This window comes from Kitasatospora sp. NPDC056076 (assembly GCF_042266305.1).
Classification (GTDB): domain Bacteria; phylum Actinomycetota; class Actinomycetes; order Streptomycetales; family Streptomycetaceae; genus Kitasatospora.
In genome coordinates, this window is the sequence record NZ_JBHJWG010000089.1 from 1 (window position 1) to 11645 (window position 11645).

The window sequence follows — 11645 nt, forward strand, 5'->3', positions numbered from 1 at the left end:
CGTCCCGGCGCCCCTTCGGCGTTCTCAAGGCGTCGGCCTCACAGCGCGACGCCGAGCAGGGCGTCCACGGTGCGGCTCACCAGGCCGGGGGCGCCGATGTCGGTGCCGCCCTCGGTCTCCTGCTGCGCGGCCCACCGGTCGACGGCGGCCAGCGCGGCGGGCGCGTCCAGGTCGTTCGCCAGCGCGGTGCGGACCTCGGCGAGCAGCTGCTCGGCGGCCGGGCCGTCCGGCCGGGAGACGGCGGCCCGCCAGCGGGCGAGGCGCTCGACGGCCTCGTCCAGGACGGCCTTGGTCCACTCCCAGTCCTCGCGGTACTGGTGGGAGAGCAGCGCCAGGCGGATCGCCGCCGGGTCGACGCCCTCGCGGCGCAGGGCCGAGACGAAGACCAGGTTGCCGCGGGACTTGGACATCTTCTGGCCGTCCAGCCCGACCATCCCGGCGTGCACGTACGCCTTGGCGTACGGGTGGGAGCCGGTGGCGCTGTGGGCGTGCGCGGCGCCCATCTCGTGGTGCGGGAAGGACAGGTCGCTGCCGCCGCCCTGGATGTCGAAGCCCATGCCCAGGTACTGCAGGGCGATGGCCACGCACTCGATGTGCCAGCCGGGGCGGCCGTGGCCGAGCTCGGTGTCCCAGGCGGGCTCGCCCGGGCGGGCGGCCAGCCAGAGCAGGGCGTCCAGCGGGTTGCGCTTGCCGGCGCGGTCCGGGTCGCCGCCGCGCTCGGCGAAGACCGGGCGCATGGCCTCGCGGGTGAGCCCGGAGACCTCGCCGAAGTGCGGGTCGGCGTCGACCGAGTAGTAGATGTCCCCGTCGACCCGGTAGGCGGCGCCGGAGGCCAGCAGCTTCTGGACGATCGGGACGATCCACGGGATCGACTCGACGGCGCCCACGTAGTGGGCCGGCGGGAGCAGCCGCAGGGCCGTCATGTCCTCGCGGAACAGGGCGGTCTCGCGCTCGGCGAGGGCCACCCAGTCCTGACCGGTCTCGACGGCGCGCTGGAGCAGCGGGTCGTCCACGTCGGTCACGTTCTGGACGTAGAGGACGTCGTGGCCGGCGTCCCTCCAGACCCGCTGCACCAGGTCGAAGGCGTTGTAGGTGGCGGCGTGGCCCATGTGGGTCGCGTCGTAGGGGGTGATGCCGCAGACGTAGATCCGGGCGGTGCCGTCCTGCGGCACGACCTCGCGGACCGTGCCCGCTGCGGTGTCGAAGATGTGGAGGGGGAGCCCCTGACCAGGCAGGGCGGGAACCTCGGAGGCGGGCCAGGCATGCATGGGATCGACCTTAACCTTGAGAACATTTGAAAGCCTAACCAGTAACGAAGATCGACTGGATTAGCTTCCTGTCGTTGCCCGGTCACCCTGCGACTGGTCCGGCGCGTTCCCTTTCGGACCGGTGATTCGGTCCGATCGTTTCCGGACACGGGTGAGCGCCCGGTCGGCCCTGCCGCCGACCGGGCGCCCGGCTCCTCGGGGGAGCGGCCGGAGCCGCTACGACCGCTGCCAGAGGGCCGGCACGTTCGGCGGCTCCCAGCCCACCAGGGCGGTGTGCGCCTGGAGGCAGACGTAGGAGGCGCCGGAGTAGGTGACGCGGTCGCCCGCGTTGTACGCCCGGCCGGCCGCCCAGCTGCCGCTCGGCGGTGTGGTGGGCCCGCCGGTCGGGGTGGCCGTCGGGGTTCCGGTCGGGATGGCGGTGGCCGTCGGGCTGGGCGTGCCCGGGGTCTGCGGCACGTCCAGCACGAAGTCGAAGGTGGCGTTCTCGCCGGATCCGTTCTGCTGGACGTTCATCAGCAGCCGGGCGTCGTAGATGGTGTCGGTGTTGTTGCGCGGCTCGCCCGGGAAGTACAGCTGGGTGGTCAGGATCGGCCGGCCGGGGGCCTGGAGCTTGACGTGCAGGTGCCGGGTGCGGCCCGGGTAGAGGCCCGGGACGACGGTGTCCAGCTTGTACGCGCCGTTGGCGTCGGTGAACTGGTGGCCGCGGAAGGTGTAGCCGACGTTGTCGTAGTTCCCGCCGTCGTCGGCCTGCCAGAAGTCCAGCAGGACGCCGGGGACGGGCCGGCAGGCGCGGCCGAAGACGTAGCCGCTGACGGTCAGCCGGGTGCCCGGGCCGTCGTTCACCATCGAGCTGCGCAGCGGGGAGTTGGGCTTGAAGTACGGGCCCTCGATCTGCTCGACGGTCGGGTCGTCCCCGTCGTGGCACTCGGGGGTCAGGCCGGGGATGCGGCCGGCGCCGACCTTGTCACGGGCCAGGGCGACCCCGCCGCCGACGAGCAGCGGTGCGGCCCCGAGCGCGGCGGCGGCCTTCAGGACGGTCTTGCGGCTGATCATGCCGTCGGACGGGGGCATGCGCCGTCTCCTTCCGGTGGATCCTTCGTGGGGGGAGGTGGGGGGCGGCCCTTGCCATGGTGGGGGCATGACAAGGGCCGAACCGGCCGCCGTCCGCGCGCTGGCCCGGCCGCCGGTGGCCAGTAGGAACGTTACGGACCGTCCGGTGCGACGGCGATGGACATGATCCGGGGATCGTGGTGATTTCCGTCGACCCTGCCCCGGAACTCCCCCGGGGTCATCCCGGTCTCCCGCCGGAAGAAGCGGCAGAAGTACGCCGGGTCCGCGAAACCGGCCTCCTTGGCGACCTGGCGGATCGTCAGATCGGTGCAGGCAAGCAGCCGTTTGGCCTCCAGGGTCTGCTGCCGGCGGATCAGCCCGCCCGGGGTGCGGCCGGTGGCCTGCTTGACCAGGGTCTGCAGGTGTCCCGGGGAGACCCCGAGTTCCTGGGCGGTGGAGGCCACCGAGTGCCGCACCCCGCCCGGCTTGGCGATCAACCGGGTGAAGGCGGCCGCCAGTTCGGCCGGCCGGGTGGGCACCGCGGGCCGGTCGTCCGGGGTGCAGGCGCGCAGCGCCCGGACGATCAGGATGTGCAGGCTGGCCCGCAGCACGCCCTGGTAGCCGGGCGCCCTGGTCCGGTACTCCTGCTCCATGTCGGCGAGCAACCGGGCGATGGGGCCTGCCTGTTCGCCGAGCGCGATGCCGGGGCGGGCGGCCAGCGCGCGCAGCGCGGCGAGGTCCTGGGGGTGCCCCAGCAGGAAGTCCTCGTTGAACAGGACGACCCGGCCGGTGAGCTCCTCGGCGTCCGCCCAGTGGTGCACCTGGCCGGGCGTGATCACGCACAACTGCGGTGGCGCCAGCGCCCGGTGGACCAGGTCCAGGACGTGGGCGCCGTGGCCGCCGGTGACCATGACGATCTCGTGGAACGAGTGCCGGTGGGGGAAGTTGGCACGGGAGAGCGGGCCGATCGCGTCGAAACTTCCGATCGCGAAGGGCAGCACGTGGGGCAGTGGGACCTGCAGGCGGTGCAACGGCAGGTCCGGCGCGGGGCGGGGGGTGGGGGTGGTCCGTCGCACGTCCATCGGAGCAGTGTGCGACCTGTTCCGGTGACAGGTCCAGACCACCGGCCGGTAACCCCGGCGGAACCCCCGCTCCACCCGGCGCAACCCCCGCTACGCCGGCGGAACCCCCGCTACACCGGCGGCCAGGGGATCGCGGGCCAGTCCTCGGAGGGCAGCGGGTGCTTGCCCGAACCGAGCAACCCGGCCACCCGGGCGCGGGTGGCGTCCAGTTCGGCGGCGGTCAGGTGCGGCGCCAGCCGCTCGGCCAACGCCCCCTCCAACTGCTCGGCCAGCCCGGCCAGCACCTCCAGCGCCTCGGCGGGCAGCGGGTCGCCCGCCCAGCCCCAGAGCAGGGTGCGCAGCTTGCCCTCGGTGTTGAAGGTGACGCCGTGGTCGATGCCGTACACCCGGCCGTCGGCGGCCGGGATCAGGTGGCCGCCCTTGCGGTCGGCGTTGTTGAGCACCGCGTCCAGCACCGCGAGCCGGCGCAGCCGCCGGTCGTCGTGGTGCACCAGCAGCGCGGTGCGACCGCCCTCGACCTCGGCCCGGACGATCGGCAGCCAGCCCTCCTCCGGGCCGGCCGGGTCCTGCAACGCCAGCAGCGGCTCGGCCTCCGGGTCGGGCTCGACCCACAGCTGCACCATGCCCGGCCCGTGCGGGCCGTCGCGCAGCACGGTCGGCGGGATCAGCTCCCAGCCGGTCGCCGCGGACAGCTCGTACGCGGCGAGCTCGCGGCCGGCCAGGGTGCCGTCCGGGAAGTCCCACAGCGGGCGCTCGCCCGCCACCGGCTTGTAGACGGCCTGGGCGCTCAGCCCGTCGTGCTCGACGGTGCAGTACAGCGCGGCGTTGGAGGCCTCGGTGAGCCGGCCGTGCACGGTCAGCCCGCCCCGGCGCAGCAGCGCCAGGGCGGTGGGCACGTCGGCGGCGAGGGCGGCGGCCGCCGCCGGGTCGGCCTGCGGCGGGGTCTCGGTGTTCAGCGCCGGTAGCCGTTCGCGCGCGGGCACAGGTGGCCCTCCGGGTCCAGCGGCAGGTTGCAGAACGGGCAGGGCTTGCGGCCGGCCGCGACCAGGTCCAGCGCGCGCTTGGCGAACACCCGGGCCATCGCGCCGGACAGCCGCACCCGCAGCATGTCCGGGCCGTTCTCGTCGTCCTGGAGGGCGGCCTCCTCGCCGTCCTCCTCCTCGTCCTCCTCCACCAGCGCCTGGGCCTCGACCACCAGGCAGGCGTCCACGCTGTCCCAGGCCAGGGCCATGGTGCCGACCCGGAACTCCTGCTCCAGCGGGAGGTCCAGCGGGGCGGTGTCGAGCAGGTCCTGGGGCGCGGCGGCCGGGATGGCGGAGTCGCCCCCGCTGCGTCGCAGCGCCTCGTCCAGGACCTCCTCGATGCGCTCGGCGAGCGCGGCGACCTGGGTCTTCTCCAGCAGCACGCTGGTGATCCGGCCCCGGGCGCTGGCCTGCAGGTAGAACGCCCGGGCGCCGGGCTGGCCGACGGTGCCGGCCACGAACCGTTCGGGCTGGTCGTAGAAGAAGACCTGACGGGGCACGCTCTAGCTCCGGATCGTGTCGGTCGGTGCGGATCCGCCAAGCGGGATCGCGGGGTTGTCCACCTGGGCGGGTGGTCGGACTACGGGGCACTCACCAGTCACCCTACGACCTCCGGGCCCCGGTCGGGGAGCCGAGCCGGGGGCCGCGGACGGGGTGGCACCCGCCGGCCCGGACGGTGTCGCGCGCCGTTCGGACGGGGTGCGTGGGGCGGGCCGGGTGCACGGGGCGGGCGGCGCCGCTCAGGCCGTACCGCCGACCACCGCGTCACCGGCCGGGGTGGCCGGGGCGGCGGAGGGCCGGGGCGCCAGCGAGGCGAGGTCGCCGGTGTCGCCCGTTCTGAGCACGAAGGGCCGCTGCGGGGTGTAGCGGATCGCGGTGACCGAGCAGGGCTCGACGCTGATCCGCTGGAAGTGGTCCAGGTGCAGGCCGAGGGCGTCGGCCACCACCGCCTTGATCACGTCCCCGTGCGAGCAGGCGATCCAGACCGCGTCCTCGCCGTGCTCGTCGGCGATCCTCGCGTTCCACTCGCGGACGGCGTCGACCGTACGGTGGCTCAGCGCGCGCAGCGACTCGCCGCCCGGGAAGGCCGCGGCGGAGGGGTGGTCCTGCACGGTGCGCCAGAGCGGCTCCTTGGCCAGCTCCGCCAGCGGGCGGCCGGTCCACTCGCCGTAGTGGCACTCCCCCAGCCGCTCGTCCTCGGTCGGCGCGCCCAGCTCGAGGCGGGCGGCGAGCAGCGGCTCCAGGGTCTGCCGGCAGCGCTCCAGCGGGCTGCTGACGGCGAGCGCCAGCGGGATCCCGGCCAGCCGCCCGGCCAGCGCGGCGGCCTGGGCGCGCCCGGTGTCGTCCAGGTCCACGCCGGGGGTCCAACCGGCCAGGATCCCGGCGGTGTTCGCGGTCGAGCGGCCGTGACGGACGAGCAACAGGGTGGGCATGGGGCTCAGCCTACGGCCTCCGGACCCCGCCGTGGAGTGCGGTCCGGGGGACAATGGCCCGCATGATCGTGCACTGCGCCGCGTACCGGGACGGCCGCCGGCTCGGGACCTCCGAGGACCTGACCGACTCGCTCGCCACCGCGCGCGCGGCCGGCCCGGGAGCGTTCGTCTGGATGGGCCTGTTCGAACCGACGACCGAGGAACTCGACCGGGTCGGCAAGGAGTTCGCGCTGCACCCGCTGGCCGTCGAGGACGCCGTCAGCGCCCACCAGCGCCCCAAGGTCGAGGCCTACCAGGGCTCGCTGTTCGTCACCCTCAAGACCCTCGGCCACCACCCCGACACCCGTACCGTCACCAGCGGCGAGGTGATGGTCTTCCTCGGCCCGGACTTCGTGATGACCGTCCGGCACGGCGAGGACACCCCGCTCAGCGGCCTGCGGGCCCGGCTCGAACGGCAACCCGAACTGCTGCGCTACGGGCCCAGCTCGGTGCTGCACTCGGTCTGCGACACCGTGGTGGACGGCTACGTCGAGGTGGCCACCGCACTCCAGGCCGACCTGGACGAACTGGAGGCGGACGTCTTCGCCCCCGGCCGGGTCGGCCGCGACACCGCCGGGCGGATCTACGGCTACAAGCGCCAGGTGATGACCGTCCGCCGGGCCGTCGCCCCGCTGCTGGAACCGATGCTGCGGCTGGAGCGCGGCGCCCCCTTCGTCCAGCCGGAGACCGCCCCCTACCTGCGGGACGTCGCCGACCACCTGGCCCGGGTGAACGACCAGGTGGAGGGCATGGACCGGCTGCTGTCCGACATCCTCGGCGCCAACCTGGCCCAGGTGAGCGTGCAGCAGAACAACGACATGCGGAAGATCTCGGCCTGGGCGGCGCTGGCCGCCGTACCGACCATGATCGCGGGCGTGTACGGGATGAACTTCGACGACATGCCCGAGCTCCACCAGCCCTGGGGCTACCCGGCGGTGCTGTCGCTGATGGCGCTGGTCTGCGTGGTGCTGCACCGGGTGTTCAAGCGGCACGACTGGCTGTAGTGCCGCTCGGACCCCTCCGGCGGATCAGGCGAGTCCGGCCCGCTCCAGCGCCTCGACGCCGGTGCGCAGCGCCTGGATCCGCTCGTCGAGGGTGAAGCCGGACGGGGCCAGGGTCAGCGTGGTGACGCCCGCGTCGGCGTAGGCCTGCATCCGGTCGGCGATCCGGGCGGTGTCGCCGATCAGCGAGGTGGCGTCGATCAGGTCGTGCGGGACGGCGGCCGCGGCGCCCGCGTAGTCCTTGGCCAGGTACTTCTCCTGGATCTCGTCGGCGGCCTGCTCGTACCCCATGCGCCGGGTCAGCTGGTTGTAGAAGTTCTTCTCCTTGCTGCCCATGCCGCCGATGTACAGGGCGGCGTAGGAACGCTGGGAGTCGACCCCGGCCTTGATGTCCTCGCCGACCGCGAGGGTGACGGTCGGGCAGAGGTCGAAGCCCTCCAGGGACTTGCCGGCCTTGGCGCGCCCGGCCTTCAACGGGTCCAGCGAGAGCGCGGCGTGCTCGGGGGCGAAGAAGATGCCGAGCCAGCCGTCGGCGATCTCGCCGGTCTGCTCCAGGTTCTTCGGGCCGATCGCGGCGATGTACAGCGGGATCTGCTCGCGCACCGGGTGCACGGTCAGCTTGATCGGCTTGCCCGGGCCGCCGGGCAGCGGCAGGGTCCAGTTCGCCCCCTCGTGCACCAGGCGCTCACGGGACATCGCCTTGCGGATGATCTCCACGTACTCCCGGGTGCGGGCGAGCGGCTTGTCGAACTTCACGCCGTACCAGCCCTCGGAGACCTGCGGGCCGGAGACGCCGAGGCCGAGCCGGAAGCGGCCGCCGGAGAGGGTGTCCAGGGTCGCGGCGGTCATCGCGGTCATCGCCGGGGTGCGGGCCGGGATCTGGAAGATGGCCGAACCGACGTCGATCCGCTCGGTCTTCGCGGCGACGAAGCTCAGCACCGTCGCGGCGTCCGAGCCGTACGCCTCCGCCGCCCAGCAGACCGAGTAGCCGAGCCGGTCCGCCTCCTGGGCCACCGCGATGTTGTCGGCGTCCATGCCGAGTCCCCAGTAGCCGAGGTTGATGCCGAGTCGCATGTGCCGAACCTTCCAGTCGGGTGGGCCCGGTGGCCAGTCGGGCGGGCGTCGTGGCCGGTCGGGCGGGGCGTGCCAGCACGTCGGGCGGGCCTTGCCGGCGAGCGTAGCCGCGTCCGCCCAAGTCATGCTACTGACGGGTAGTGGTGGTCTGGGTCACACCCGCCGCATTGATCGTTCTGCGGGTCGGCACCCCTGCCCGGGGACCGGCCGCTACGCTCAGCCGACGTGGGGAGCGCTCTCCCCACCTGCGCGTTCACCGGGGCTACCGGGCCACCGGTGCCACCGGCCAGTGGAGGGCCCGTCCGATGGAAAAGCGTCACCTCGGCCGTACCGGCCTACAGGTCTCCCGCCTCGGTCTCGGCACCATGACCTGGGGCCGCGACACCGACGAGCACGAAGCCGCCGAGCAACTCAAGGAGTTCGTCGACGCCGGCGGCAACCTGGTCGACACCGCCGACGTGTACGCCGACGGCGGGGCCGAGTACCTGATCTCCCGCCTCACCGACAGCCTCGTCCCCCGCTCCGAACTCGTCATCGCCACCAAGGCGGGCAGCGTCCCCGAGTCCGCCCGCCGCTTCGACGGCTCCCGCGGCCACCTGCTCGCCGCCCTCGACGCCTCGCTGCACCGGCTCGGCACCGACTACGTCGACCTGTGGCAGGTCCACGCCTTCGACCCGACCACGCCCCTGGAGGAGACCCTCAGCGCCCTCGACATCGCCGTCTCCTCCGGCCGTGCCCGCTACGCCGCCGTCTGCGACTTCAGCGGCTGGCAGCTCGCCAAGGCCGCCACCTGGCAGCGCGCCCACCACGACCGGATGCCGCTGGCCGGCGCCCAGGTGGAGTACTCGCTGCTCCAGCGCGGCATCGAGCGCGAGGCGCTGCCCGCCGCCCTCGACGCCGGGGTCGGCATCCTGGCGGGCTCGCCGCTCGGCCGCGGGGTGCTCACCGGCAAGTACCGGCACGGCGTCCCGCAGGACTCGCGCGGCGCCTCGCCCTACCTGTCCGGGTTCGTCCAGCCCTACCTCGGGGAGCGCTCCCGGCGGATCGTCGACGCCGTCGCCACCGCCGCCGACGGGCTCGCCAGCAGTCCGCTCGCGGTCGCGCTGGCCTGGGTCCGGGACCGGCCCGGGGTGGCGAGCGCGCTGATCGGGGCGCGCACCGTGGCGCAGCTCCAGGCGGCGCTGTCAGTGGAGGCGCTTACGCTTCCGGGTGAGATCCGCGGCGCGCTGGACGACATCTCGTCGCCGGTGCACCGCTACCCGGACCAGGGGTGGACGGAGCTGTAGCCCTGGCGCCGGGCGGTCGAGCAGAACGCGCAGTGCAGAAGGACGCAGTACAGAACAAGCGGTACAGAACGAGCAGTGCAGAACGTGCAGTGGAGTGAGCTTTGGAGCGGACGACGATGAGTGGCACGGGCAACGGCGCTCCGGAGGGGGCTGCGGCCGCGGCCGCGCCCGACCAGGCGACGATCGCGGACATCGTGGCGCGGATGCGCCGGATCGAGCAGCAGGAGGCGCGGCCGGGGGCCCACCGGCTCGGGCCTTCCGCTCCGAAGGCTTCGGGGGCTTCGGAGGCCGAGGGGTCCGGGGCCGAGAGCTCCGGGGCCGAGGCGTCCGGAGCCGAGGGGGCCGCGCCGGTGGCGTCCGAGCCGGGTGTCGATGAGGCGACGGCTGCTCCCTCGGCGGCTGAACCGGCCGCGGCCGCCCCGGTGGCCCCGCCGGTCGCCCGGCCGACCGCTCCCCCGGTCGCCGCGCCGATGCGGGCCGCCGCACCGAGCGCGGACGCGCTCCGGGAGACCACCGCGGTGCTGACCGCCGGTGGCGCCCCCGCCGACCTGGCCGCCGCCGCGGTGGCCGCGCTCGGCGAGGGGGCCGCGGAGCAGCTGCGCGAGGACCCGTGGGCGGTCCTCGGGCTCGCAGGTGTGCGCCCCGAGCACGCGGACCACTTCGCCCGCGGCCTGCTCGGCACCTCGGTCGGACCGGACGACGAGCGGCGCGCCCGGGCCCTGGTGGTCTGGCTGCTGGAGCAGGCGGCGCTGCGCGGGCACTCGGCCCAGGACGCGAAGGACGTGGTCGCCGGACTGGAACGGCTCCGGGTCCCGGACCCGCTCGCCGCGATCGCGGAAGCCGTCGCCGAGGGGCGGTTGCTGTCGTTCCAGGAAGAACTGACCGGACCCGGCGCCCCGGCGGCGAACAGCGACGAGGAGGAGGCCGAGCCGCCGACCCGGATGCTGCTCGCCCTGGAGGGTCCGGCGATGGCGGAGGACAGCCTCGCCGAGAAGCTGCTCCAGCTGATGGCCACCTTCGTACCGGGCGAGGACGCCGGGGAGGAGGAGGGCGAGGAGCCGGATGCCGGGGAGCCGTCCCCGGAGGCGAGCTCCGGGGAGTCCGCCGAACCCGAACCCGCAGCACCCGAACCCGCAGCACCCGGCCCCGCCGCCTGGGAGGCCACCGCCGAAGCCGCGCCGTCCTCCTCCTCGACCGCCCTGATCCGGGCCGTCGCCGGGAGCGCCCTGGTGCTGCACACCGGTGGCGACGCGGCTAGGGCCGAGCCGGCCGCGCTGCTCGCCGCCGCGACGGGGCTCGGGCTGCGGGCCTGGGCAGCCACCTGGACCGACCAGGGCCGGGACTCCTTCGACGCCCTCTCCCCCGCCGCGACGCCGGTGGTGACCCTCGCCGAGCTGCTCTCCGGTACGGCCGGCCCCGGCCGCGCCGCCGACGGCACGCTCGCGCTGGACCTCCTGGTCCTGCTGGACGCACCGCTGCTGGACGTCGAACTGGCCGCCACCGTCCTGGAGTCGCTCGCCGACGGCACCCGGCTGGTGCTCAGCGGGGATCCGGGCCAACTCTGGTCGGCCGGCCCCGGCCGGTTCTTCGCCGACCTGCTGGCCGCCAAGGCCTGTCCGGCGGTCGCCTCCCGCACCCCCGACTTCGGCCCGATCGGCGAGCTGGTGTCCGGGGTCGGCGTCGGCGAGCTGCAGCCGGTCGAGGCGCCGGAGAAGGAGGTGGTCATCCTGGCCGCCAAGGACGGCGGCGAGGCCGTCCACCGCGCCGTCCAGCTGCTCACCGACTCCATCCCGCGCGCGCTCGGCATCCCCGCCGAGCAGGTGGTGCTGCTCACCCCGGGCCACGGCGGCCCGGCCGGCACCCGTGCGCTGAACGCGGCCGCGAAGGCCCGGCTGAACCCCGGCCCCGGCCGGTTCGGCGGCTTCGACCCGGGCGACCGGGTGGTGGAGTCCCCCGCCCCCGGGGTCACCCGCCCGGCCCGGGTGCTGGACGGCGACGCGGCCGGACTGCACCTGGAGTTCCCGGACGGCTCGCGCCGGACCGTCCCGCCCGCGGAGGCCGGCCGGCTGCGGCACGGCTGGGCGCTGACCGTCCACCAGGCGCTGGGCCGCCGCTGGCCCGCCGCGGTGGTCGTGGTCCCGGAGGACGCCGGGGCGGCGCTCTCCCGGCAGTGGGTCTACACGGCCTTCGGGCGCGGCGAGCGGCACCTGTCGGTGGTCCACGCGGCGGGCCCGGCGCTCGCCCAGGCCGTCGCCGAGCGCCCGGCGCAGCCGCGCACCACCCGGCTCAGGGCGATCCTCGCGGAGAACGCGGTCGCCGAGGACTGATCCTCCCGTCGGTCGGCTGTCCGTCCGGACGGCCGGCCGACGGACGCGTGAGGGGCGGGCCCG

General features: G+C 74.7%; 10 protein-coding genes. 3 read left to right on the forward strand and 7 right to left on the reverse strand.

Going from position 1 to position 11645, the window contains the following annotated elements; genetic code table 11:
• Window positions 1-38: 38 nt before the first annotated feature.
• The 6 genes from mshC to ACFC1T_RS37455 all read right to left on the reverse strand — a co-directional run bounded on the left by mshC (window position 39) and on the right by ACFC1T_RS37455 (window position 5855).
• Window positions 39-1268, reverse strand: a complete 1230-nt coding sequence (gene mshC / locus ACFC1T_RS37430; RefSeq protein ID WP_375897008.1) for a cysteine--1-D-myo-inosityl 2-amino-2-deoxy-alpha-D-glucopyranoside ligase — start codon at window positions 1266-1268, stop codon at window positions 39-41.
• Window positions 1269-1484: 216 nt separating this feature from the next.
• The gene (locus ACFC1T_RS37435; RefSeq protein WP_375897010.1) at window positions 1485-2339 is read right to left on the reverse strand and encodes a carbohydrate-binding protein; all 855 of its coding nucleotides are present in this window, start codon (window positions 2337-2339) and stop codon (window positions 1485-1487) included.
• A 131-nt stretch (window positions 2340-2470) separates the two neighbouring features.
• Window positions 2471-3400: an AraC family transcriptional regulator gene (locus tag ACFC1T_RS37440; RefSeq protein WP_375897013.1), complete on the reverse strand. Its 930-nt coding sequence runs from the start codon at window positions 3398-3400 to the stop codon at window positions 2471-2473.
• Between the two features lie 110 nt (window positions 3401-3510).
• Complete coding sequence (locus ACFC1T_RS37445) at window positions 3511-4296, reverse strand: SCO1664 family protein (protein ID WP_375897030.1); 786 nt, start codon at window positions 4294-4296, stop codon at window positions 3511-3513.
• A 56-nt stretch (window positions 4297-4352) separates the two neighbouring features.
• Window positions 4353-4922: a DUF3090 domain-containing protein gene (locus ACFC1T_RS37450; RefSeq protein WP_375897016.1), complete on the reverse strand. Its 570-nt coding sequence runs from the start codon at window positions 4920-4922 to the stop codon at window positions 4353-4355.
• Window positions 4923-5162: 240 nt separating this feature from the next.
• The gene (locus tag ACFC1T_RS37455; protein WP_375897019.1) at window positions 5163-5855 is read right to left on the reverse strand and encodes a histidine phosphatase family protein; all 693 of its coding nucleotides are present in this window, start codon (window positions 5853-5855) and stop codon (window positions 5163-5165) included.
• Between the two features lie 53 nt (window positions 5856-5908).
• Here ACFC1T_RS37455 and ACFC1T_RS37460 point away from each other — a divergent pair, with 53 nt between their 5' ends.
• Window positions 5909-6898 carry a magnesium and cobalt transport protein CorA gene (locus ACFC1T_RS37460; protein WP_375897022.1) on the forward strand — a complete coding sequence of 330 codons (990 nt, stop codon included), beginning with the start codon at window positions 5909-5911 and terminating at the stop codon, window positions 6896-6898.
• 24 nt (window positions 6899-6922) lie between these two features.
• Here the strand turns inward: ACFC1T_RS37460 and ACFC1T_RS37465 are convergent, their stop codons facing one another.
• A complete protein-coding gene (locus tag ACFC1T_RS37465; protein ID WP_375897024.1) occupies window positions 6923-7969 on the reverse strand; it encodes an LLM class F420-dependent oxidoreductase in 1047 nt (348 codons plus the stop codon).
• Window positions 7970-8274: 305 nt separating this feature from the next.
• Between ACFC1T_RS37465 and ACFC1T_RS37470 the strand changes: the two genes are divergently transcribed.
• Both ACFC1T_RS37470 and ACFC1T_RS37475 read left to right on the forward strand, forming a co-directional pair.
• Window positions 8275-9255: an aldo/keto reductase gene (locus ACFC1T_RS37470; protein ID WP_375897027.1), complete on the forward strand. Its 981-nt coding sequence runs from the start codon at window positions 8275-8277 to the stop codon at window positions 9253-9255.
• Window positions 9256-9371: 116 nt separating this feature from the next.
• A complete protein-coding gene (locus tag ACFC1T_RS37475; RefSeq protein WP_375897029.1) occupies window positions 9372-11582 on the forward strand; it encodes a helix-hairpin-helix domain-containing protein in 2211 nt (736 codons plus the stop codon).
• Window positions 11583-11645: the final 63 nt, after the last annotated feature.

Bases quoted from the DNA above. Each gene is read 5' to 3' on its own strand.
- ACFC1T_RS37470 (WP_375897027.1), top strand. From the start codon at position 8,275: ATGGAAAAGCGTCACCTCGGCCGTACCGGCCTACAGGTCTCCCGCCTC.
- ACFC1T_RS37460 (WP_375897022.1), top strand. From the start codon at position 5,909: ATGGCCCGCATGATCGTGCACTGCGCCGCGTACCGGGACGGCCGCCGG.
- ACFC1T_RS37475 (WP_375897029.1), top strand. From the start codon at position 9,372: ATGAGTGGCACGGGCAACGGCGCTCCGGAGGGGGCTGCGGCCGCGGCC.
- ACFC1T_RS37435 (WP_375897010.1), bottom strand. From the start codon at position 2,339: ATGCCCCCGTCCGACGGCATGATCAGCCGCAAGACCGTCCTGAAGGCC.
- ACFC1T_RS37440 (WP_375897013.1), bottom strand. From the start codon at position 3,400: ATGGACGTGCGACGGACCACCCCCACCCCCCGCCCCGCGCCGGACCTG.
- mshC (WP_375897008.1), bottom strand. From the start codon at position 1,268: ATGCATGCCTGGCCCGCCTCCGAGGTTCCCGCCCTGCCTGGTCAGGGG.
- ACFC1T_RS37465 (WP_375897024.1), bottom strand. From the start codon at position 7,969: ATGCGACTCGGCATCAACCTCGGCTACTGGGGACTCGGCATGGACGCC.
- ACFC1T_RS37455 (WP_375897019.1), bottom strand. From the start codon at position 5,855: ATGCCCACCCTGTTGCTCGTCCGTCACGGCCGCTCGACCGCGAACACC.